Annotated in this window: 17 protein-coding genes; 4 read left to right on the forward strand and 13 right to left on the reverse strand. The window is 65.0% G+C overall.

The window, feature by feature from the left end; all coding sequences use genetic code 11:
• Positions 1 to 50: 50 nt before the first annotated feature.
• From N2604_RS00700 to N2604_RS00745, 10 genes are all read right to left on the reverse strand, one after another.
• On the reverse strand, positions 51 to 812 hold the full coding sequence (locus tag N2604_RS00700; RefSeq protein WP_260373372.1) for an SDR family oxidoreductase: 762 nt from the start codon (positions 810 to 812) through the stop codon (positions 51 to 53).
• Positions 813 to 866: 54 nt separating this feature from the next.
• A complete protein-coding gene (odhB, locus tag N2604_RS00705; RefSeq protein WP_260373373.1) occupies positions 867 to 2108 on the reverse strand; it encodes a 2-oxoglutarate dehydrogenase complex dihydrolipoyllysine-residue succinyltransferase in 1242 nt (413 codons plus the stop codon).
• A gap of 172 nt (positions 2109 to 2280) precedes the next feature.
• The gene (locus N2604_RS00710) at positions 2281 to 5238 is read right to left on the reverse strand and encodes a 2-oxoglutarate dehydrogenase E1 component (RefSeq protein ID WP_260373374.1); all 2958 of its coding nucleotides are present in this window, start codon (positions 5236 to 5238) and stop codon (positions 2281 to 2283) included.
• A 136-nt stretch (positions 5239 to 5374) separates the two neighbouring features.
• The gene (gene sucD, locus N2604_RS00715; protein WP_260373375.1) at positions 5375 to 6259 is read right to left on the reverse strand and encodes a succinate--CoA ligase subunit alpha; all 885 of its coding nucleotides are present in this window, start codon (positions 6257 to 6259) and stop codon (positions 5375 to 5377) included.
• Between the two features lie 36 nt (positions 6260 to 6295).
• Complete coding sequence (locus tag N2604_RS00720; RefSeq protein ID WP_260373376.1) at positions 6296 to 6775, reverse strand: DUF1579 domain-containing protein; 480 nt, start codon at positions 6773 to 6775, stop codon at positions 6296 to 6298.
• Between the two features lie 4 nt (positions 6776 to 6779).
• Positions 6780 to 7979 (reverse strand): ADP-forming succinate--CoA ligase subunit beta, encoded by a 1200-nt coding sequence (gene sucC, locus N2604_RS00725; protein WP_260373377.1) that lies wholly within the window; start codon positions 7977 to 7979, stop codon positions 6780 to 6782.
• Between the two features lie 205 nt (positions 7980 to 8184).
• A complete protein-coding gene (gene mdh, locus N2604_RS00730) occupies positions 8185 to 9153 on the reverse strand; it encodes a malate dehydrogenase (RefSeq protein WP_025032846.1) in 969 nt (322 codons plus the stop codon).
• A gap of 158 nt (positions 9154 to 9311) precedes the next feature.
• On the reverse strand, positions 9312 to 10499 hold the full coding sequence (zapE, locus tag N2604_RS00735; protein WP_260373378.1) for a cell division protein ZapE: 1188 nt from the start codon (positions 10497 to 10499) through the stop codon (positions 9312 to 9314).
• A gap of 135 nt (positions 10500 to 10634) precedes the next feature.
• The gene (gene thpR, locus N2604_RS00740; RefSeq protein ID WP_260373379.1) at positions 10635 to 11171 is read right to left on the reverse strand and encodes an RNA 2',3'-cyclic phosphodiesterase; all 537 of its coding nucleotides are present in this window, start codon (positions 11169 to 11171) and stop codon (positions 10635 to 10637) included.
• Positions 11172 to 11347: 176 nt separating this feature from the next.
• Positions 11348 to 11983 carry an arylesterase gene (locus N2604_RS00745; protein WP_260373380.1) on the reverse strand — a complete coding sequence of 212 codons (636 nt, stop codon included), beginning with the start codon at positions 11981 to 11983 and terminating at the stop codon, positions 11348 to 11350.
• Between the two features lie 55 nt (positions 11984 to 12038).
• Between N2604_RS00745 and N2604_RS00750 the strand changes: the two genes are divergently transcribed.
• The 4 genes from N2604_RS00750 to N2604_RS00765 all read left to right on the forward strand — a co-directional run bounded on the left by N2604_RS00750 (position 12039) and on the right by N2604_RS00765 (position 17145).
• Complete coding sequence (locus N2604_RS00750; protein WP_260373381.1) at positions 12039 to 12758, forward strand: ABC transporter ATP-binding protein; 720 nt, start codon at positions 12039 to 12041, stop codon at positions 12756 to 12758.
• Complete coding sequence (locus tag N2604_RS00755; protein WP_260373382.1) at positions 12755 to 15325, forward strand: ABC transporter permease; 2571 nt, start codon at positions 12755 to 12757, stop codon at positions 15323 to 15325. Before N2604_RS00750 ends, N2604_RS00755 begins: the two co-directional genes overlap by 4 nt.
• A gap of 279 nt (positions 15326 to 15604) precedes the next feature.
• The gene (locus N2604_RS00760; protein WP_260373383.1) at positions 15605 to 16396 is read left to right on the forward strand and encodes a Bax inhibitor-1/YccA family protein; all 792 of its coding nucleotides are present in this window, start codon (positions 15605 to 15607) and stop codon (positions 16394 to 16396) included.
• Between the two features lie 218 nt (positions 16397 to 16614).
• A complete protein-coding gene (locus tag N2604_RS00765) occupies positions 16615 to 17145 on the forward strand; it encodes a GNAT family N-acetyltransferase (RefSeq protein WP_260373384.1) in 531 nt (176 codons plus the stop codon).
• Positions 17146 to 17277: 132 nt separating this feature from the next.
• Here the strand turns inward: N2604_RS00765 and N2604_RS00770 are convergent, their stop codons facing one another.
• From N2604_RS00770 to acnA, 3 genes are all read right to left on the reverse strand, one after another.
• Positions 17278 to 17649, reverse strand: coding sequence for a DUF2794 domain-containing protein (locus N2604_RS00770; protein ID WP_036008814.1), 372 nt, complete (start codon positions 17647 to 17649; stop codon positions 17278 to 17280).
• Between the two features lie 580 nt (positions 17650 to 18229).
• Complete coding sequence (locus tag N2604_RS00775) at positions 18230 to 19006, reverse strand: thioredoxin family protein (protein ID WP_172788848.1); 777 nt, start codon at positions 19004 to 19006, stop codon at positions 18230 to 18232.
• A 230-nt stretch (positions 19007 to 19236) separates the two neighbouring features.
• Entirely contained in the window at positions 19237 to 21957 is a 2721-nt protein-coding gene (gene acnA, locus N2604_RS00780; protein WP_260373386.1) for an aconitate hydratase AcnA, read from the reverse strand.
• Positions 21958 to 22175: the final 218 nt, after the last annotated feature.

The raw sequence follows: 22175 nt of genomic DNA on the forward strand, positions 1-22175 counted from the left end.
GTCCCGTAAGGTTAGGCGTGATGAGGATGTGTCAGCGTCCGCGCGGCGCGTCAGCGTCCGCCGGACACATCGAGAATGGCTGAGGTGACGTAGGAGGCCTCGTCCGAGATCAGCCAGACGATGGCATTGGCGATTTCGTCGGCGGTGCCGACGCGCTTCATCGGCACCAGATGGGCCAGACGATGGGCGCGGTCGGGCTCGCCACCGGCGGCGTGGATTTCGGTGTCGATCAGGCCGGGACGGATCGCCGCGACGCGGATGCCCTCGCCCCCGACCTCATGGCCGAGGCCGACGGTGAAGGAATCGATCGCGCCCTTGGACGCGGCGTAGTCGACATAGGTGTTGGGCGATCCGAGCCTCGACGCGACCGAGGACAGGTTGACGATGACGCCGCCCTTGCCGCCATGCTTGGTCGACATCCGCTTCACGGCCTCGCGCGCGCAAAGGATGGAGCCGGTGACGTTGACCGCCATCACGCGCTGGATGCGCTCGGCCGACATCTCGTCGACACGCACGCCGCTCTTGCCGACGATGCCGCCATTGTTGACGAGCGCCCCGAGCGTGCCGAACTTGTCGGCCTCCTTGAACAAATTGAGGATGTCGCTTTCCTCGGCGACATCGCATTTCACCGCGATGGCCTTGCCGTTGCTGGCCGCGATCTGCGCGACCACCTCGTCTGCGGCCTTCTTGTTGCTGGCGTACCCGACCACGACGCGATAACCGCGCGCGGCCGCCGCGATCGCGGTCGCCCGCCCGATGCCGCGGCTGCCGCCGGTGATGACAACGACTTTATCCGTCACGCGCGCCTCCATGGTTCGACACGCGCCGTCGCATTAGTCGCGACGGCGCTCGCAAAGCATCAGCGATCAGAGATCGAGCACCAGGCGCGCCGGATCTTCCAGGCTCTCCTTGACGCGGACCAGGAAGGTGACGGCTTCCTTGCCGTCGATGACGCGGTGATCGTAGGACAGCGCCAGATACATCATGGGGCGAACCTCGATCTTGCCGCCGACGACCATCGGCCGCTCCTGGATCTTGTGCATGCCGAGGATGCCGGACTGCGGCGCGTTCAGGATCGGCGTCGACATCAGCGAGCCGTAGATGCCGCCGTTGGTGATGGTGAAGGTGCCGCCCTGCATCTCGTCGATCTTGAGCTGGCCGTCACGGGCGCGGCGACCGAAATCGGCGATGCTCTTCTCGATGTCGGAGATCGACTTGTGGTCGCAGTCGCGCACCACGGGCACGACGAGGCCCTTGTCGGTGCCGACGGCGACGCCGATGTGATAATAGTTCTTGTAGATCAGGTCGCTGCCGTCGATCTCGGCGTTGACGGCAGGGATGTCCTTCAGCGCCTGAACGACGGCCTTGGTGAAGAAGCCCATGAAGCCGAGCTTGGCGCCGTGCTTCTTCTCGAACGCGTCCTTGTAGTGCGCGCGCAGCGCCATGACGTTGGTCATGTCGACCTCGTTGAAGGTCGTGAGCATCGCTGCGGTGTTCTGCACGTCCTTGAGGCGACGCGCGATGGTCTGGCGCAGGCGGGTCATCTTGACGCGCTCTTCGCGGGCGGCGTCATCGGCCGGCGACGGCGCGCGAACCTGCACGGCCGCGGCGGGCTGGTTGACCGGGGTCGGCGCCGAGGCCGCGCGCTCGATTGCGGCCAGCATGTCGCCCTTGGTGACGCGGCCGTCCTTGCCGGAGCCCGGAACGGTCGAGGCGTCGATACCGGTCTCGGCCGACAGCTTGCGCACCGACGGCGCGAGCGGCGCGTCGGCCGGCGGCGCCTTCGCCGCAGCGGGAGCCGGCGCGGGAGCAGCGGCGGCAGCCGCAGGAGCGGCAGCCTTCGCCGGCGCGGCGGCGGGCTTGGCCGCCCCGGCACCTTCGGTGATCTGGCCGAGCAGCGCGCCGACGGCAACGGTCGCACCATCGGCCGCGATGATCTCGCTCAGCGTGCCGGCGGACGGCGCTGGGACTTCGATGGTGACCTTGTCGGTCTCGAGCTCCACCAAGGGCTCGTCGACGGCGACGGGATCGCCGGCCTTCTTGAACCAGCGGCCGATGGTGGCCTCGGTGACGGATTCGCCGAGCGTCGGCACACGAATTTCAGTCATGGTCTCTTCCTTAAGGGATCGCAGGTAGCGGTCATGAATTCAGGTGTCATCGGCCGGCGAAAAGCAGGCCATCCAGCAAGCCGGGACGTTCGCATTCACGTCACGGCTACTGAATGCCCCGCTCCGGTGCGCTGGTTGCGCACAAGGCGGGGCATGACTCAGTTCAAAAAGTTCAGCTCAGTGCTTCGTCCAGGAACGCCTTCAGCTGAGCCTGATGCTTGGACATCAGACCCGTTGCGGTCGCGGCGGAGGCGGCGCGGCCGACATAACGCGGACGCCGGCTCGCGCCGTTCACCTGGTTCAGCACCCATTCCAGATAGGGCTCGATGAAGTGCCAGGCACCCATGTTGCGGGGCTCTTCCTGGCACCACACCATCTCGGCCTTCTTGAAGCGCGACAGCTCGGCCACCAGCGCCTTCAGCGGCACCGGATAGAGCTGCTCGACGCGCATCAGGTAGATGTCGTCGATGCCGCGCTTCTCGCGCTCCTCATAGAGGTCGTAATAGACCTTGCCCGAGCACAGCACGATGCGGCGGATCTTCTCGTCCGGAACGAGCTTGATGGCTTCGTTCGGCAGCATCTGGGCGTCATCGTAGAGGATGCGGTGGAAGGTCGTGCCCTTCGCGAGCTCTTCGAGGCGCGACACCGCCCGCTTGTGACGCAGCAGCGACTTCGGCGTCATCATGATCAGCGGCTTGCGGATCTCGCGATGCAGCTGCCGGCGCAGCACGTGGAAGTAGTTCGCCGGCGTGGTCGGGTAGACCACCTGCATGTTGTCTTCCGCGCACATCTGCAGGTAACGCTCGAGGCGCGCCGAGGAGTGCTCCGGACCCTGGCCCTCATAGCCGTGCGGCAAGAGGCAGACGAGGCCGGACATGCGCAGCCATTTGCGCTCGCCCGAGGAGATGAACTGGTCGAACACGACCTGGGCGCCGTTGGCGAAGTCGCCGAACTGGGCCTCCCACAGCGTCAGTGTGTTCGGCTCGGCGAGCGAATAGCCGTATTCGAAGCCGAGCACGGCTTCTTCCGACAGCAGCGAGTTGATGACCTCGTAGTGGCCCTGCTCGTGGCCGAGATGGTTGAACGGCGTGTAGCGGCTCTCGTCTTCCTGGTCGATCAGGACCGAGTGACGCTGCGAGAAGGTGCCGCGCTCCGAATCCTGTCCGGACAGACGGACGTGATGGTTTTCGTTGAGCAACGAGCAGAACGCCAGCGCCTCGCCCGTCGCCCAGTCGATGCCGGTGCCGGTGTCGATCGCCTTCGAGCGGTTATCGAGGAAACGCTGGATGGTGCGATGAACGCGGAAGCCATCCGGCACCTTGGTGATCTTGCGGCCGATGTCCTTCAGCGTGGCAATGTCGACGCCGGTGACGCCGCGCCGCGCATCCTCTTCCTGGTCGGCGATCTTGAAGCCCGCCCACTTGCCGTCGAGCCAGTCGGCCTTGTTCGGCTTATAGGAGGTGCCGGCCTCGAACTCGGCATCGAGCCGCGAGCGCCAGTCGGCCTTCAGCTTGTCGACCTCGCCCTCGGTGACCACGCCCTCGGCGATCAGGCGCTTGGCATAGAGCGACAGCGTCGAGGGATGGGCCGCGATCCGCTTGTACATGACCGGCTGGGTGAACCCCGGCTCATCGCCCTCATTGTGGCCGTAGCGCCGATAGCACCACATGTCGATGACGACCGGCTTGTGGAACTTCTGCCGGAATTCGGTCGCGACCTTCGCGGCGAACACCACGGCTTCCGGATCGTCGCCGTTGACGTGGAAGATCGGCGCATCGATCATCTTCGCCACATCCGACGGGTAAGGCGAGGAGCGCGAGTAGCGCGGATAGGTGGTGAAGCCGATCTGGTTGTTGACGATGAAGTGCACGGAGCCGCCGGTGCGGTAGCCCTTCAGGTCGGACAGGCCGAAGCACTCCGCGACCACGCCTTGACCCGCGAACGCGGCGTCGCCGTGCATCAGAAGCGGCATCACGGAGATGCGCATGTCCGGGGGATCACCGTGCTGGTCCTGTTTGGCGCGGACCTTGCCGAGCACGACGGGATCGACGATCTCGAGATGCGAGGGGTTGGCGGTCAGTGACAGATGGATGCGGTTGCCGTCGAACTCGCGGTCCGAGGACGCGCCGAGGTGATACTTGACGTCGCCGGAGCCTTCGACCGCGTCGGGATTGGCCGAGCCGCCCTTGAACTCGTGGAACAGCGCGCGGTGCGCCTTGCCCATCACCTGGGTGAGCACGTTGAGACGGCCGCGATGCGGCATGCCGAGCACGATTTCCTTCACGCCGAGATTGCCGCCGCGCTTGATGATCTGCTCGAGCGCGGGGATCAGGGATTCGCCGCCGTCGAGGCCGAAGCGCTTGGTGCCGGTGAACTTGGTGTCGCAGAACTTTTCGAAGCCCTCGGCTTCGATCAGCTTCTGCAGGATGGCGCGGCGGCCCTCGCGCGTGAACGAGATCTCCTTGTCGGGTCCCTCGATGCGCTCCTGGATCCAGGCCTTCTGCGCCGCGTTGCTGATGTGCATGAACTCGACGCCGAGCGTCTGGCAGTAGGTGCGCTCGCAGATCGCAGTGATCTCGCGCAAGGTGCCGTATTCGAGGCCGAGCACGTGATCCAGGAAGATCTTGCGGTCGAAATCGGCTTCGCTGAAGCCGTAGGTGCGCGGATCGAGCTCTTCGCGGTTGCGCTGGGCTTCGATGCCGAGCGGATCGAGCTTGGCGTGGAAGTGGCCGCGCATGCGGTAGGAGCGGATCAGCATCAGGGCGCGGACGGAGTCGCGCGTGGCCTGAAGCAGGTCGGCGGAGGAAATGTCGCCTCCCTTGGCCTGCGCCTTGGTGGCGATCTTGGCACCGACCGCCTTCTCGACCTCGGCCCAATTGCCGTCGAGGGCGGAGGTCAGGTCATCCTTCGGGGTCAGCGGCCAGTTGTCGCGCTCCCAGGACGGGCCTTCCGCGTTCTTGCTGATGTCAGCAGGCGCGTCGTTCAGGCTCTTGAAGAACTCCTGCCACTCGGCGTCGACCGAGGAAGGGTCCTTCTGGTAGCGGGCGTAGATTTCGTCGATGTAGGTGGCGTTGGTGCCCTGCAAAAAGGATGACAGGGCAAAGGCTGCGTTCGCGTCCTGGCGAGACATACTTGAGTTCCTGGCGATTTCGGTTCGCGCATAACAAACGGCGCTGGCGCCGAGCTCCCCGACAGGGCTCGACGCGACAGGCACCCTTTACCCTATTTGCTGCGAAACTTCGCCCGGAAAAGCACGAAGAAGTGAATTAGCCCTTCAACTTTTCGGCAAGCGTATGACCGAGGCGGGCGGGCGACGGGGACACTGTAATCCCTGCGGATTTCATCGCCTCGGTCTTGGAACCGGCGTCGCCCTTGCCGCCGGAGATGATGGCGCCGGCATGGCCCATGCGGCGGCCGGGAGGGGCGGTGACGCCGGCGATGAAACCGACCATCGGCTTCTTGCGGCCGCGCTTGGCCTCGTCCTTGAGGAACTGGGCGGCGTCCTCCTCGGCGGAACCGCCGATCTCGCCGATCATGATGATCGATTCCGTCTTGGGGTCGGCCAGCAGCATCTCCAGGACGTCGATGAACTCGGTGCCCTTGACCGGGTCGCCGCCAATGCCGACCGCGGTGGTCTGGCCGAGGCCTTCCTGGGAAGTCTGGAACACGGCCTCATAGGTCAGTGTGCCCGAGCGGGAGACGATGCCGACCGAGCCGGTCTTGAAGATGTTGGCGGGCATGATGCCGATCTTGCACTCGCCGGCGGTCATGACGCCCGGGCAGTTCGGCCCGATCAGGCGCGACTTGGAGCCGAGCAGCGAGCGCTTGACGCGGACCATGTCGATAACAGGAATACCCTCGGTGATGCAGACGATCAGCGGGATCTCGGCGTCGATCGCTTCGCAGATCGCATCGGCCGCGCCCGGCGGCGGCACGTAGATCACCGATGCGTCCGCACCCGTCTTCTCACGCGCCTCGCGCACGGTGTCGAACACCGGCAGGCCCAGATGCGTCGAGCCGCCTTTGCCCGGCGAGGTGCCGCCGACCATCTTGGTGCCGTAGGCGATCGCGGCCTCGGAATGGAAGGTGCCGTTCTTGCCGGTGAAGCCCTGGCAGATGACCTTGGTGTTCTTGTCGATCAGGATGGACATGAGGTCTGCTTTCGCGAAACTAACAGAGTGAGAGGGTCAGTGGATGCGCCGGTAGACGCCGGTGAGGACGTCGGCCCAGCCTTCCGCGTCCGGCGAGAACTGGATCTTCAACGAATAGGAATTGTCGTCGAGGATCTCGTAGACGTGGCGCGCATTGCCGCGGAGCGAGCCGCGCACCAGCGTCAGGGTCTTGCCGACCCACCCGCCCGAGGCGGGCGAAGGCGGCGTGTAGCCGAGCGAGTCGTACCAGAACAATTTGTAGGTCCGGTCGTCGCGGTCGAAGGTGAAGATGCCGTGGGTGGCGAAGACCTGCTTGCCCTCGCGCATCTGGACCGAGTCCTGGATCAGATAGAACCCGTTGAGGTCCATGCGCGCGACGGTGCGCGAGGTGGCCGGCCCACCCACCGTCCAGCGCGACGGGAAGACCATCTCCTCACCATCCCATTCGCCGGCGAACGCGGCGAGACGCGCGTGCTCGGGAAGCGGAGATGATGCGGCGAGATGGTCCTGGGCCATGGCGTTAGCCTCCCTTGACGGCCTGCACGATCTTCTGCGCGGCGTCGTCGAGATTGTCGGCGGGCACCACGTTGAGGCCGGATTCACGGATGATCTTCTTGCCGAGCTCGACGTTGGTGCCTTCGAGGCGGACCACCAGCGGCACGCTGAGGCCGACCTCGCGAACCGCAGCCGTGACGCCCTCGGCGATCACGTCGCACTTCATGATGCCGCCGAAGATGTTGACCAGGATGCCCTTCACGTTGGGATCGGCGGTGATGATCTTGAACGCGGCCGCGACCTTCTCCTTGCTGGCGCTGCCGCCGACGTCGAGGAAGTTCGCCGGCGCCATGCCGTAGAGCTTGATGATGTCCATCGTCGCCATGGCGAGACCGGCGCCGTTGACCATGCAGCCGATATTGCCGTCGAGCGTGACGTAGTTGAGATCGTATTTCGACGCCTCGATTTCCTTGGCGTCTTCCTCGGTCAGATCGCGCAACGACACCGCGAGCTCGGGATGGCGGAACAGGGCGTTGTCGTCGAACGACACCTTGGCATCGAGCACGCGGAGCTCGCCCTGCTTGGTGACGACGAGCGGATTGATCTCCAGCATCGACATGTCCTTGGCGACGAAGGCGGCGTAGAGCTGCGCGGTGAGCTTCTCGGCCTGCTTGGCGAGGTCGCCGGACAGATTCAGCGCCTTCGCCACGGTGCGGCCGTGATGGCCCATGATGCCGGTCGCCGGATCGACCGAGAAGGTCACAATCTTCTCCGGCGTGTTGTGCGCGACGTCCTCGATGTTGACGCCGCCTTCGGTCGACACCACGAAGGAGACGCGCGAGGTCTCGCGGTCGACCAGGATCGAGAGGTAGAATTCCTTGTCGATGTCGGAGCCGTCCTCGATGTAGAGGCGGTTGACCTGCTTGCCGGCGGGGCCGGTCTGCACGGTCACCAGCGTCGCGCCCAGCATCTGCTTGGCGAATTCGTTGACCTCTTCCACCGACTTGGCGATGCGGACGCCGCCCTTGTCGCCGGCAGACGCCTCCTTGAACTTGCCCTTGCCGCGCCCGCCGGCATGGATCTGGCTCTTCACCACCCAGACCGGGCCGGGAAGCTGTCTTGCGGCGGCGTCGGAGTCCGAGGCCTTGAGAACCGCTACGCCGCGCGAAATCGGAACACCGAATTCGTGCAGCAGCGCTTTGGCCTGATATTCATGGATATTCATATGGTCGCTCCCTGAACCCGCGGGCGGTGACCCCATGGGTCCACCTCAGTCTTGTGGCTGGCATACCATATACCACAGGAACTGCAACCCGGATTCTATGACATCGAGATCTCTGCCGAAACCGGAACCCCACCCCGGTCAGCCGGGGTCCGGAAGTGAAACCGCCGAAGACCGGGTTTCGATCTTCGGCGGGTAATGCTTTGCCTTAGCGGCCGAGAAGATCGGGGGCGATCTTCTTGCAGGCATCGACCAGGCCCTGCACGGCGCCGACCGACTTGTCGAAGGCCTCGCGGTCCTTGCCGGCGAGCTCGATCTCGACCACGCGCTCGACGCCCTTGGCGCCGATCACGACGGGCACGCCGACATACATGTCCTTCACGCTGTACTCGCCGTTCAGATAGGCGGCGCAGGGCAGCACGCGCTTCTTGTCCTTCAGATAGCTCTCGGCCATCGCGATCGCGGAGGCGGCAGGGGCGTAGAAGGCCGAGCCGGTCTTGAGCAGGTTGACGATCTCGGCGCCGCCGTTGCGGGTGCGGTCGACGATTTCGTCGAGGCGCGCCTGCGAGGTCCAGCCCATCTTGACGAGGTCGGGCAGCGGGATGCCGGCGACGGTGGAGTACTTCACCAGCGGCACCATGGTGTCGCCGTGGCCGCCGAGCACGAAGGCGGTGACGTCCTCGACCGAGACGTTGAACTCGTCGGCCAGGAAGTAGCGGAAGCGGGCCGAATCCAGCACGCCGGCCATGCCGACGACCTTCTTGTGCGGCAGGCCGGAAGCCTTCTGCAGCGCCCAGACCATGGCGTCGAGCGGGTTGGTGATGCAGATGACGAAGGCGTCGGGGGCGTACTTCTTGATGCCGGCACCGACCTGCTCCATGACCTTGAGGTTGATGGAGAGAAGGTCGTCGCGGCTCATGCCGGGCTTGCGCGGCACGCCGGCGGTGACGATGCAGACCTTGGCGTTGTCGAGCGCCTCATAGGAGTTCGCGCCGGTATAGTGAGCGTCGAAGCCGTCGACCGGCGAGGACTGCGCGATGTCGAGCGCCTTGCCCTGCGGCACGCCTTCGGCGATGTCGAACATCACGACGTCGCCCAGTTCTTTCAGGCCGATGAGGTGAGCCAGCGTTCCGCCGATCTGACCGGAGCCAATCAAAGCAATCTTGTCGCGCGCCATGTGAACCTGTCCTTTAGACACGTAAGGAGGGGAAAACTGAGACGGGTGGTTATCCCTTTCGCCTCCCCCGTTCAAGTCGCCCAATGCCCAATTGTCGGGCTTGCCGCGATAGCAGCCATATCGGGTCCGTCATACCGGGATGACTGCGGGGATAGGACTTAAGTCTCCACCAGACCCTTGGTCGAGCCGCTGGCGGTGGAATCCTTGCGGCCGTGAGGCAGCGCCAGATAGGATTCCGAGCTCATTTCGATCAGGCGCGAGGCGGTCCGCTTGAACTCCATGGCCTCAACGCCCTCGGTCGCGAGGTAGAGCGAGATCGGGTTGGCGTCGGCCGAGGCCATCAGCTTCACGGCGTTGTCGTAGAGCGTGTCGATCAAGGTGATAAAGCGCTTGGCCGCGTTGCGCTGGGAGAAGTCCATCACTGGAATATGGTCGACCAGGATGGTGTGATAGTCGTGCGCCAGCCTTAGGTAATCGGATGCACCGAGCGGCTGCTCGCAGAGGTCGGCGAAGGAGAACCGCGCCACGCCATGGGCCGAGCACGGCACGTGCAGGATGCGGCCCTTGATCGAAATGTCGCGCGAGCGGCATTTGGCGCCGCCCGACATCCGCTTCCAGGCGCGGTCGAGCGCGGCGTCCGCATCGCCATCGGCCGGTGTCAGCCACATCGGCACGCCCTGCAGCTTCTCCAGGCGGAAGTCGGTGCGAGCATCGAGCCGCGCGACGTCCATGTGGTCGGTGATCTGCTTGATGAAGGGCAGGAACAGCGAGCGGTTCAGGCCGCCTTTGTAGAGATCGTCGGGCGCAACGTTGGAGGTCGCGACCACGACGGTGCCGAGCTCGAACAGTTTTGCGAACAGGCGGCCCAGGATCATCGCGTCCGCGATGTCGGTGACGTGGAATTCGTCGAAGCAGAGCAGCCAGCTCTCCTCGAAGATCGCATTGGCGGTCAGCGCGATGACGTCGCCATCGGCGATCTCGCCGCGCGCGATGCTCTGGCGATAATCGTAGATGCGCTCGTGCACGTCCGCCATGAACTCGTGGAAATGCGCGCGGCGCTTGTGCTCGACCGATGAGTGCTGGAAGAACAGGTCCATCAGCATGGTCTTGCCGCGGCCGACCTCGCCATGAATGTAGAGCCCGCGCGGCGCCTCGTCCTTGTCCCCAGAGCTGAACAGGCGGCTGAGCAGGCCTTGCTTGCGGGCTGGCTTGTAGGTCGAAAGCCGCAGGTCCAGTGCCGCATAGGCCTCGGCGACCTCGGCCTGCGCGGCATCGGGCTCGATCGCGCCGGATGCGATCTCGGCCTGGTAGGCCTCGCGGAATGAGGAATTTGGGGTGGAGACCATGGCCCTTTACGGCCAGAGACCGGCGGAAATTGCAAGCCGTGAATTGGTTGACGGGGTATGCGCGTCCGGGACCCACTATTTCGTTCATCGCGGAGCGCTGGGCCCCGGCTCTACGGCCGGGGCACGAGAGCGACACTACGCACACAGCTCGTAGGCGTCCTCGACGACATACGGGCCGCCGCCGGTGGAGGCGCGCGAGGAGAACAGCACGAAGCGTTCCGCCATGAACGCCTTGCTCGGGAAATAGCCGCGGATCGAGAGATAGTCGGCGACGTCGCGGTCGGAGGCGTCGTGCAGCCTCGCCAGCGTGACGTGCGGAATGAACTTGCGTCCCTCCGGGTCGAGGCCGATCCGCTGCATCATGCGCTCGAGCTCGGCCTGCAATTCCATCAGCGGCTTGCTCGGTACGATGGTGGCGACCACTGCGCGCGGCTTGCGGCCGCCGAAGCTGGTGAGCCCCTGCACCTTCACCTCGAACGGCTTGCGGTCGACGCGAAACAGCATCGAGGCGATCTCGTTGGCGGAAGCGCCGTCGATGTCGCCGATGAAGCGCAGGGTGACGTGATAATTTTCGGGATCGATCCAGCGGGCGCCGGGGAGGCCGCCCCTCAAATTGGAAAGCGACTGGCCGATCTCGGCCGGAATTTCCAGACCCGTGAACAAACGCGGCATCGTTTCGCACTCCCGATGCTTGGGTACGGTCCTCGAACAGCGAGAACCATATCCAAATTAGAGCCGGCGACGAATCACCGGTACCCTGATTCCTATCGCAGTTGTGTGACTCTGCGAAGCATGCGGCGCTTCATCCCGGCAAAACCCTGGGAATTAGGGTTAGCGTTGCCTGGTTTTCAACGCCGTTGCTCAGCGATCGTGCCAATGAATGCCTCCACCGTGGGCATGATCCTGCCGACGATGATGTCGACGCCTTCAGCGGTCGGATGAATGCCGTCGGCCTGGTTGAGCTTGGCGTCGGCCGCAACGCCCTCGAGGAAGAACGGATAGAGCGGCACGTCGAATGTCTTCGCCAGATCCGGATAAATCGAATTGAAGCGCGCGGCGTATTCGGCGCCGTAATTCGGCGGCGCCAGCATGCCGCACAGCATGACTGAAATCTTTCGCGCCTTGAGCCGCTGGACGATGTCGGTCAGCGCGGCGCGCGCCACGTCGGGATCGATGCCGCGCAGCGCGTCATTGGCGCCGAGCTCGACGATGACGCCGTCAGTTCCATCGGCCACCGACCAGTCGAGCCGGTCGCGGCCGCCCGAGGTGGTGTCCCCGGACACCCCGGCATTGGTGATGCCGACCTCTATGCCTTTGGTTTGCAAGGCTTTTTGAAGCTTTTGGGGGAACGCCTCCTGGGCCGAAAGGCCGAGGCCGGCGCTCAAGGAATCGCCGAGGACGACAAGCTTGACCGGTTTTGTCGCGCCCGCCCAGGCCGGGTTCGCCATCGTCATGAAGGCGAGCATCAACACGGCTATGTGCATGAACAATCCGTAACGCCTCTCGACCCCGCGTGCGGACTTGCCATATGACCGGACCATGGACACTCGCATCGACCCCTCTTCGCTCGCCGCTACCGCGGACACCATCGCCATTTCCAACGTCAATCTCTCATTGGGCACGGGCGCGGCACGCGTTCACATCCTCAAGGATATCAGCCTGCGCGTCGCCTCGGGCGAGACGATCGGCCTGATCGGCCCGTCAGGCTCGGGCAAATCCACGCTGCTGATGGTGATGGCGGGGCTGGAGCGTCCTGATAGCGGAGAGGTGGTGGTGAATGGCACGCCTTTCAATGCCCTCGACGAGGACGCGCTGGCGCGCTTCCGTGGCCGCCAGGTCGGCATCGTCTTCCAGTCCTTCCACCTGATCCCGACCATGACGGCGCTGGAGAACGTCGCGGTGCCGCTCGAGCTCGCCGGCAATCCCGATGCCGCCAACCGTGCGGCAGAGGAGCTGCAATCGGTCGGGCTCGGCGACCGCCTGCATCATTATCCGACGCAGCTCTCCGGCGGCGAGCAGCAGCGCGTCGCGCTCGCACGCGCGCTGGCACCCGATCCCGCGATCCTCGTCGCCGACGAGCCGACCGGCAATCTCGACGAAGCGACCGGAAAGCAGATCGTCGACCTGCTCTTCACCAAGCATGCCGAGCGCGGCATGACCTTGGTGCTGGTGACGCACGATTCCTCGCTCGCACACCGCTGCGATCGCGTCATCCGCCTGCGCTCCGGGCGCGTCGACACGCAGTCCGCACCGGCATGAGCGCAGCAGTCGAACCGTTCGCGAAGCCGAACGCCGTCGCGCTGTCGCTGCGCTACGCCTTGCGCGAATTGCGCGGTGGCCTGCGCGGCTTCTACGTCTTCATCGCCTGCATCGCGCTCGGCGTGATGGCGATTGCCGGCGTCGGCTCGGTGTCCGCGAGCCTGAGCGATGGTCTCGCGCGCGAGGGCCGCACACTGCTCGGCGGCGACGTCTCCTTCGTCCTGTTCCAGCGCGAGGCCAAGCCGGAAGAGGTCGCGTTCCTGCGCTCGCGCGGCACGCTGTCGACCGCTGCGACCTTGCGCGGCATGGCGCGTTCGGCTGACGGCAAGCTGGCGCTGGTCGAGATGAAGGCGGTCGATAACACCTATCCGATGCTGGGACAGCTGACGCTGGCGCCGCCCCTGCCGATGGCCGATCTGCTCGCGATGCGTGACGGCGCGTTCGGCGCCGCCGCCGATCCGACGCTGCTGGCGCGGCTTTCTCTCAAGACCGGCGACCGCGTCACGATCGGGTCCGCAACGTTCCAGATCCGCTCCACGGTCGAGACCGAGCCCGACAAGCTCGCCGGCGGCATCGGCTTCGGGCCGCGCTTTTTGATCAGCGAGGCGGGCTTGCGCGCCACCGGCCTGATCCAGCCCGGCAGCCTGGTGCGCTGGGCCTACCGGGTCAAGCTGCCCGAGACTGCGAACAACGAGCGCGCCACCGAAGCCTTCATCGCGGATGCGCGGAGCGCCGCGCCGCAGGCCGGCTGGGAGATCCGCAGCCGCTCCAATGCCTCGCCGCAGCTCGAGCGCAACATCAACCGCTTCACGCAGTTCCTCACCCTGGTCGGCCTTGCCGCGCTGCTGGTCGGCGGCGTCGGCGTGGCCAATGCCGTCAAGAGCCATATCGACCGCAAGCTCGAGGTGATCGCCGCCTTCAAGGCTGTCGGCGCCACCGGCCGCGACGTGTTCGGCATCTATTTGGCGCAAGTGGTCCTGCTGGCGGCGATCGGGTCCGTGATCGGCCTTGCGCTCGGCGCCGCGATGCCCTTTGCCATCGTTGGCCTGTTCGGCAAGCTGTTGCCGCTGCCGGTGGTGCCCGCCGTGCATGCCGACGAGCTCGCGCTGTCCTTCGTCTACGGCCTCCTCACCGCGCTCGCCTTTGGCCTGTGGCCGCTCGGGCGCGTGCACGACGTGCCGGTGGCCGCGCTGTTTCGCGACACCATCAGCTCCGAATGGCACCGGCCGCGTGCGAGCTATCTCGTGTTCATGGGGGTCGTGATCGCACTCCTCATCGCGGTCGTGATCGGCCTGTCGTTCGACAAGCGCATCGCCGCGGTGTTCGTGGCCTCCTCGGTGGTCGTGTTCGCCTTGCTGCGCGGCATCGCCGCCCTGCTGATGGCGATCGCACGACGGCTGCCGCGGACGCGGCTGCCGATGCTGCGGCTGGCCATCGCCAACATCCACCGGCCTGGCGCGCTGACGCCCTCGGTCGTGCTGTCGCTGGGGCTCGGGCTCGCCGTGCTCGTCACCATCACCCAGATCGACGGCAATCTGCGCCGGCAGTTTCTGGCAGCGCTCCCCGACCAGGCACCCTCGTTCTTCTTCATCGACATTCCGAGCGCGCAGGCCGAGCAATTCGACGCCTATCTGCACCGGATCGCGCCCGGCGCCAGGATCGAGGACGTGCCGATGCTGCGCGGGCGCATCGTCGCCGCGCGCGGGGTGCGCGCCGAGGAGCTCAAGCCCACCACCGATTCCGAATGGGTGCTGCAGAGCGACCGCGGCCTGACCTACACCGCCGAGCTGCCGAAGGGCTCCAAGGTGGTCGAGGGCGAGTGGTGGCGCGCCGATTATTCCGGCCCGCCGCTGGTCTCGATGGAGAAGAAGATCGCCGACGGACTCGGCCTCAAGCTCGGCGACGAGGTGGTGGTCAACGTGCTCGGCCGCGACATCCCGGCGAAGATCAGCAATTTGCGCACGATCGACTGGCAGGGGCTCGGCATCAATTTCGTCCTGGTGTTCTCGCCCAACGCCTTCAAGGGCGCGCCGCACACCCACATCGCGACGCTGACGGAAGCGGGCGGAAATGCGGCGGGCGACGGCAAGATCATCAAGGAGGTCGCCGACGCCTATCCGATGGTGACGAGCGTGCGCGTTCGCGAGGTGATGGAAACGGTCGGCTCGGTCGTGACCAATCTGGCACTGGCGATCCGCGGCGCCAGCGCCGTGACCCTGATCTCGGCGATCCTGGTCCTGGGCGGGGCGCTCGCCGCCGGCCACCGCCACCGGGTCTATGACGCGGTGATCCTGAAGACCCTGGGCGCGACGCGGCTGCGGCTGCTCGGCGCCTATGCCCTCGAATACCTCCTGATCGGCCTTGCCACCGCGGTGTTCGGGGTGATCGCAGGCAGCATCGCGGCCTGGATGATCGTGACGCGGCTGATGACGCTGAGCTTCGTCTGGCAGGCCGGCAGCGCCGCCGGCGTGGTCGCGGCCGCGCTGGTCGTCACCGTCGGGCTCGGGCTTGCCGGCACGCTGCTGGCTTTGAACAAGAAGCCCGCGACGGTGTTGCGAAATTTGTGACAAATTGAAGCGGCGGATCGAGCCGGGCGGAATCGCCCCGGTTTCCGCGATTAACCACGCTGCTCGTCAGCTTCGCGTCAGGATTGCCGCCAAGGGCGACATTCAGCCGCGCGTGGAAGGTTGCAGCGAATGTGTTAGTTTCCCACATATCGAATGGGTCGGAGCCCCGATTGTGAGCCAAAATTTAGTCGGCTGGCAGCGGTCTCCGAGATAGAGTTTGACGAACCGGCGGCATGGCGACCCTCATGCCGGACCGGACCAACCAACGGGAATTCGACCATGTCGGACCTAGACCGTAACTACGCTTCTCCTTTCGGCAGGGCCGCCGGGCGTGTTGACGCCGCGACGGTCGATGCCGGCCTGCGCGCCTATATGCTGCGCATCTACAACTACATGAGCATTGGCCTGGCCGTCACCGGCCTTGCCGCGCTCGGCGTCTACATGGCCGCCGTGACCGACGTTCCGACGGCTGACGCCGTCCGCGTCGGCAAGCTGTTCCTGACACCGTTCGGCTATGCCATGTTCGTCAGCCCCCTGAAGTGGCTGTTCATGCTCGCGCCGCTCGCGATGGTGTTCGTGATCTCGGCGGGCATCAACCGTCTGGCGCCCTCGACCGCCCAGATCCTGTTCTGGGTGTTCGCGGCGCTGATGGGCATCTCGCTGTCGTCGATCTTCCTGGTGTTCACGCACACCTCGATCGTGCGCGTGTTCTTCATCACCGCGGCGACCTTCGGTGCGCTCAGCCTCTACGGCTACACCACCAAGCGTGACCTGACCGGGATGGGCTCGTTCCTGTTCATGGGCCTGATCGGCATCATCATCGCCAGCCTGGTGAACCTGTTCCTCGCGAGCTCGATGCTGCAGTTCATCGTCTCGGTGGTCGGCGTGCTGGTGTTCGCGGGCCTCACCGCCTGGGACACCCAGCGGCTGAAGAACGACTACATCTACGGCTACGCTTCGGCCGGCGGTGACATCGCAGAGCGTGCGGCCATCACCGGCGCGCTGTCGCTGTACCTGAACTTCATCAACCTGTTCACGCTGCTGCTGCAGCTCCTCGGCCAGCGCGACTAAGCGACAGGCCCGAGAGAACGACACGAACCCCGGCCGCGAGGCCGGGGTTTTTGTTTGGGCCCGTGGCCTCTCCTCGTCATTGCGAGGAGCCCTTGCGACGAAGCAATCCAGAGTCCCTCCGCGGATGCATTTCTGGATTGCTTCGCTGCGCTCGCAATGACGGGGTGGAGGCGGCGGAACCCCTTCCAGCAGCTGCGGGAAGACTCTAATCTTCCTCCATGTCCGCACCCGATATCAGGCCCGCCACCGAGGCCGACCTTCCCGCCATCACCGCCATCTACCAGCAGGCCGTCCGCGAGGGCACGGCGACGTTCGAGCTGGAGCCGCCCGACCTCTCGGAGATGACGCGCCGCTATCGCGCGCTGATCGACGGCGGCTACCCCTATTTCGTCGCCATGCTGGACGGGCGCGTGGCCGGCTATGCCTATGCCGGCGCCTACCGGCCGCGGCCGGCCTATCGTTTCACGGTCGAGAACTCGATCTATCTCGACCCGTCCTTCCACCGCCGCGGCGTCGGCTCAATGCTGCTGGAACGGCTGGTCGCCGAATGCGAGGCGCGCGGCTTCCGCCAGATGATCGCGGTGATCGGCGATTCCGCCAATGCCGGATCGATCGGCGTGCACACAAGGTGCGGCTTCAAGATGATCGGCACGCATCCCAATGTCGGGCTGAAATTCGGCCGCTGGCTGGACACCGTGATGATGCAGCGCGACCTCGGCGAGGGGGCAAGCACGGTGCCGAGGAAGTAGGGCCGTCTCGTGGCCCGGATGGAGCGCAGCGCAATCCGGGATAGCTCTGTCCGCGGATGCAGCGGTCCCGGATTGCGCTGCGCTCCATCCGGGCTACGAAGCTCTGCCCAACCTACGGCACCTCTCGTGCCGCTACACCACCGCCAATTTCCGATCGATCACCAGCAGCACGCGCTCGAGCTCGTGGCCGCGGCGCAGGATCAGGCCGGTCGCCGAGATCACGCTGTACATGCCCTGCTTGCGCGCGAGGCGCGGGTCCTTCTCGATGCGATAGATCGGCACTTCGGAGGCACGACGATAGACCGAGAACACGGCCCGGTCCTTCAGGAAGTCGATGGCATAGTCGCGCCACTCGCCGTCGGCGACCATGCGGCCGTAGAGATTGAGAATCCGGTGCAGCTCGAGCCGGTTGAAGGTCACCCGGTTCGGCTGCGCATGCGCCGCGGCGGGACGCGCCGCCGCGCGCTGCTCGCTCGGGTCGGCATCCTCCGACGTCAGACTCATGGGAAGCGCCTCCTCATCGCACGGCTATGACCCGCGTCCGCGAAGACCGTCCCCGGAACCGCGTTCATGACAATTCCATGATTGCGCCAACCGTTCCGCACCGCAAGGGGCTCAACCGGTCGAATCGACACCGTATCTGGGCACACGCAAGGGTGGAACTCCGTCGCGGCAAACCGTCACGGGATCGTTAGCAGGAATCATAGTATCGCCGCTTTTCCGCCAACCGCCCGCCGCCCTGCATTGCGAAAAGACTGATGTGCGTTGACCCGGTCCTTTCGGTTCCGGATTCCTCAGCCCCCAGCCCCCCGGGGTCGAACAGGATCGGGTCTGTACGCACGACAAGGAGGGCCAACGCAAGTTGGTCCTTTTTTGTTTGTGTCGGGATGTTTCCGGCGCGGTCTCTCTCCGAACATCCGGGCGGCGACTCTCTCCCCTCATCCTGAGGGCCGCGCTCTTCGCGCGGCGTCTCGAAGGATGAAGACCGAGCTGCATCAGCGGGGCCTTTCATGGTTCGAAACGCGCGCAAGGGCGCGCTCCTCACCATTGAGGGTCGAGAGCAGAGTGCGACGCTGGAAAAATATCAATGCAGCGACGTGTACGCCGCACCTAACATCGGGCCCGGTCTCTCGCGGCTGCCGTCCTGGACGTAGACCACCGCGCCATCGACGCCGTCGCGCGTGAGATTCTCGATCGGCACCGTCCAGCTCTCCGGACGGCCGGTCCAGTCGCCGACCTTGAGCAGGTTGCGCACCACGTTGTGATAGGTGACCTGCTGTCCGCGATTCTCGCCGCGGGTGATCGCAATCGGCACCGACTTGGCGATCGAGCAGATCCAGACCTCACCGTGCGAGACCGTGGGCTCCTTGCTTGCGGCCACGGACACGTTGATCTGCTTGCCCGAGAGCGACATCGTCACCGGCACGCTCATCACGCCGTTGCCCTTGTCGGTCTTCCCGATCGCGTTCTCGATGCCGGCGCGATCGCTGCCGATGACATGCGTGGAGCCGTTGACCACGACCTGCGGCGTGTAGACCTCGCGGTCGCCGCGCATGCGCGAATAGGCACGCTGCCGTGCAGAGAAGCGCGAATCCGCCAGCGTATCCTTCCAGCCGAGATAATCCCAATAATCGATCGGCATGCTCAGCGCGATGACCGAGGGATCCTTGGAGAGATCGCCGATGATCTGGTCGGCGGGCGGGCAGGAGGAGCAGCCCTGCGAGGTGAACAATTCGACGACGGCGCGGGGATCAGCCTCGGCGGGACGAATGACGGCGATGATCGCACATATGCCGAGAGCTCCCGACCAGAGGGCACCGGACCAACGTGGAATCAGATGGGAAGCCGTCATTGTCGTCATATCGAACGCCGCACACCGTTGCTCTGAGGGGAAATCTTATCGCCGGATGGTCACCGTAGTCTTACGGGGCGCGGTACATTCATCCATCCGGGCCACCGTCCAAGGGGTGGTTTTCCGCCGGGCGGGCCCATCTGAAGCGTACCGCAAACGCGCGAAGGCGGCCTTTGATAGGCCGCCTTCGTTAATGCTTCTACTCACTTCGCAGTGAGCCATCGTTCACAAATCCGCGCTTACGCCGCGAGCTTGCGCAGCACGTAGTGCAGGATGCCGCCGTTGCGGTAGTAGTCGAGCTCGTCCAGCGTATCGATGCGGCAGAGCAGCGAAACGCGCTGTAGCGAACCGTCGCCGGAGACGATCTCCGCGGTCAGCTTCTGGCGCGGCTTGAGGTCGCCGACGAGGCCGCGCAGCGTGACCTTCTCGTCGCCCTTCAGGCCCAGCGACTGCCATGAGGTGCCTTCCTCGAAGGTCAGCGGCAGCACGCCCATGCCGACCAGGTTGGAGCGGTGGATGCGCTCGAAGCTCTGGCAGATCACGGCGCGCACGCCGAGCAGGCGCGTGCCCTTGGCGGCCCAGTCGCGCGAGGAGCCGTTGCCGTATTCGGCGCCGGCGAACACCACCAGCGGCACCTTCTCTTCCTGGTACTTCATCGCGGCGTCGTAGATCGACATCTGCTCGCCGTCGGGCCAGTGCTTGGTCAGGCCGCCCTCGGGGATGTTTCCGTCCGCGCCCTTCAGCATGAAATTCTTGATGCGGATGTTGGCGAAGGTGCCGCGCATCATCACTTCATGGTTGCCGCGGCGCGTGCCGTACTGGTTGAAGTCGGCCGGACGCACCTGGTGCTCGCTGAGATATTTGCCGGCGGGCGAGGTGAGCTTGATCGAGCCGGCCGGCGAGATGTGGTCGGTGGTGATCTTGTCGCCGAACATGGCGAGGATGCGCGCCTCGACGATGTCGGTGACCGGCTCCGGCTCCTTCTTCATGCCTTCGAAATAAGGCGGGTTCTGCACGTAGGTCGAAGACATGTTCCAGCGATAGGTCTCGCTCTCGACCGTCTTGATCTTGCGCCAGTTGGTGTCGCCCTTGAACACGTCGGCATACTTCTTCTTGAAGATCGACGCGGTCACGAACTTCTTCATGAAGGCGTTGATCTCCTTGGTCGTCGGCCAGATGTCCTTGAGGTAAACCGGCTTGCCGTCCTTGCCCTCGCCGAGCGGCTCGGTGGCGAGATTCTTGGTGACGCTGCCGGCGAGCGCGTAGGCCACCACCAGCGGCGGCGATGCCAAATAGTTCGCCTGCACGTCCGGCGAGACGCGGCCTTCGAAGTTGCGATTGCCGGAGAGCACGGCCGCGGCGACGACGCCGTTGTCGTTGATCGCCTTCGAGATCTCCTCAGGCAGCGGACCGGAATTGCCGATGCAGGTGGTGCAGCCGAAGCCGACCAGGTTGAAGCCGACCTTGTCGAGATCGGGCTGCAGACCGGAATTGGCGAGATATTCCGCCACCACCTGGCTGCCCGGGGCGAGCGAGGTCTTCACCCACGGCTTGGCCTTGAGGCCCTTGGCAGCCGCATTGCGCGCGAGCAGGCCGGCGCCGATCAGGACGCTCGGGTTCGAGGTGTTGGTGCAGGAGGTGATCGCGGCGATCACGACGTCGCCGTGGCCGATGTCGAAATTCTTGCCTTCGACGGGGAAGCGCTTGGCCGGCTCCTCGGCCTTCTTGTACTCGCTGGCGAGCGCGAGCGAGAAGCCGTCCGCGACGGTGGGCAGCGCGATGCGGCCTTCGGGACGCTTCGGACCGGCCATCGACGGCACCACGTCGCCGAGGTCGAGGGTCAGCGTTTCCGTGAACACGGGGTCGGGCGACTTGGCGGTCCGGAACAGGCCCTGCGCCTTGGCGTAGGCCTGCACCAGCGCAACGCGGGCCGCGGCGCGGCCGGAGGTCTTGAGATAATCGAGCGCGGCGGCATCGACCGGGAAGAAGCCGCAGGTCGCACCGTATTCGGGCGCCATGTTGGCGATCGTCGCCTTGTCGGCGACCGAGAGGTGGTCGAGGCCGGGACCGAAGAACTCGACGAACTTGCCGACGACGCCGAGCTTGCGCAGCATCTGCGTCACGGTCAGCACGAGGTCGGTTGCGGTGACGCCTTCCTTCAGCGCGCCCTTCAGCTTGAAGCCGACGACGTTGGGCAGCAGCATCGACAGCGGCTGGCCGAGCATGCAGGCTTCCGCCTCGATGCCGCCGACGCCCCAGCCGAGCACGGCAAGACCATTGACCATGGTGGTGTGCGAATCGGTGCCGACGAGCGAATCGGGATAGGCGACCTCGAAGGTGCCGGTCTTCTTGCCGACCGTCATCTTCTCCTTCTTGGTCCAGACCGTCTGGGCCAGATATTCGAGATTGACCTGGTGGCAGATGCCGGTGCCGGGCGGCACCACGGAGAAGTTCGAGAACGCCTTCTGGCCCCACTTCAGGAACTCGTAGCGCTCCTGGTTCTGCTTGTATTCCTCGGTGACGTTCTTGCCGAAGGCCTTGTTGTCGCCGAAGAAGTTCACGATCACGGAGTGGTCGATGACGAGATCGACGGGCACCAGCGGATTGATCTTCTCAGGCTCGCCGCCGAGCTTCTGCATCGCGTTGCGCATCGCGGCGAGGTCGACCACCGCGGGCACGCCGGTGAAGTCCTGCATCAGCACGCGCGCCGGGCGGAAGGCGATCTCATGCTCCAGCGACTTCTTGCGCAGCCATTTCGAGACCGCGACGATGTCTTCCTTCTTGACCGAGCGGCCGTCCTCGTTGCGCAGCAAATTCTCGAGCAGGACCTTCATCGAATAGGGAAGTTTCGAGATTCCCTTCAGACCATTCTTCTCGGCGGTAGGCAGGCTGTAATAGACATAGGTCTTGGCGCCGACCTTGAGGGTCTTTTTGCATTTGAAGCTGTCGAGCGAGGTCATGTAGGAGATCCCAATTGTTAGTTATACCCGGCAGGGTATTTTAACACCGTCAGCGTATCAGGCTGGGCCGCTTGCAGGGGCAGGTTGAGTTGCTGCATCAAGTAGTTCCGGGCTTATAGAAGCTTTCTAACCGCGCCGCCACAGCCACTATCGTGCCGCAGCAATCCGCGAGCCAAAAATTCCCATGCGCTACCCCAAGATTTCCTGAGGCCTGGCTG

Origin of the sequence: Bradyrhizobium sp. CB1015 (genome assembly GCF_025200925.1) — a bacterium.
GTDB lineage: Bacteria > Pseudomonadota > Alphaproteobacteria > Rhizobiales > Xanthobacteraceae > Bradyrhizobium.

Excerpts from the sequence above, each read along its gene's own strand:
- N2604_RS00700 (WP_260373372.1), bottom strand. The coding sequence starts at position 812 with ATGGAGGCGCGCGTGACGGATAAAGTCGTTGTCATCACCGGCGGCAGC.
- odhB (WP_260373373.1), bottom strand. The coding sequence starts at position 2,108 with ATGACTGAAATTCGTGTGCCGACGCTCGGCGAATCCGTCACCGAGGCC.
- N2604_RS00710 (WP_260373374.1), bottom strand. The coding sequence starts at position 5,238 with ATGTCTCGCCAGGACGCGAACGCAGCCTTTGCCCTGTCATCCTTTTTG.
- sucD (WP_260373375.1), bottom strand. The coding sequence starts at position 6,259 with ATGTCCATCCTGATCGACAAGAACACCAAGGTCATCTGCCAGGGCTTC.
- N2604_RS00720 (WP_260373376.1), bottom strand. The coding sequence starts at position 6,775 with ATGGCCCAGGACCATCTCGCCGCATCATCTCCGCTTCCCGAGCACGCG.
- sucC (WP_260373377.1), bottom strand. The coding sequence starts at position 7,979 with ATGAATATCCATGAATATCAGGCCAAAGCGCTGCTGCACGAATTCGGT.
- mdh (WP_025032846.1), bottom strand. The coding sequence starts at position 9,153 with ATGGCGCGCGACAAGATTGCTTTGATTGGCTCCGGTCAGATCGGCGGA.
- zapE (WP_260373378.1), bottom strand. The coding sequence starts at position 10,499 with ATGGTCTCCACCCCAAATTCCTCATTCCGCGAGGCCTACCAGGCCGAG.
- thpR (WP_260373379.1), bottom strand. The coding sequence starts at position 11,171 with ATGCCGCGTTTGTTCACGGGTCTGGAAATTCCGGCCGAGATCGGCCAG.
- N2604_RS00745 (WP_260373380.1), bottom strand. The coding sequence starts at position 11,983 with ATGCACATAGCCGTGTTGATGCTCGCCTTCATGACGATGGCGAACCCG.
- N2604_RS00750 (WP_260373381.1), top strand. The coding sequence starts at position 12,039 with ATGGACACTCGCATCGACCCCTCTTCGCTCGCCGCTACCGCGGACACC.
- N2604_RS00755 (WP_260373382.1), top strand. The coding sequence starts at position 12,755 with ATGAGCGCAGCAGTCGAACCGTTCGCGAAGCCGAACGCCGTCGCGCTG.
- N2604_RS00760 (WP_260373383.1), top strand. The coding sequence starts at position 15,605 with ATGTCGGACCTAGACCGTAACTACGCTTCTCCTTTCGGCAGGGCCGCC.
- N2604_RS00765 (WP_260373384.1), top strand. The coding sequence starts at position 16,615 with ATGTCCGCACCCGATATCAGGCCCGCCACCGAGGCCGACCTTCCCGCC.
- N2604_RS00770 (WP_036008814.1), bottom strand. The coding sequence starts at position 17,649 with ATGAGTCTGACGTCGGAGGATGCCGACCCGAGCGAGCAGCGCGCGGCG.
- N2604_RS00775 (WP_172788848.1), bottom strand. The coding sequence starts at position 19,006 with ATGACGACAATGACGGCTTCCCATCTGATTCCACGTTGGTCCGGTGCC.
- acnA (WP_260373386.1), bottom strand. The coding sequence starts at position 21,957 with ATGACCTCGCTCGACAGCTTCAAATGCAAAAAGACCCTCAAGGTCGGC.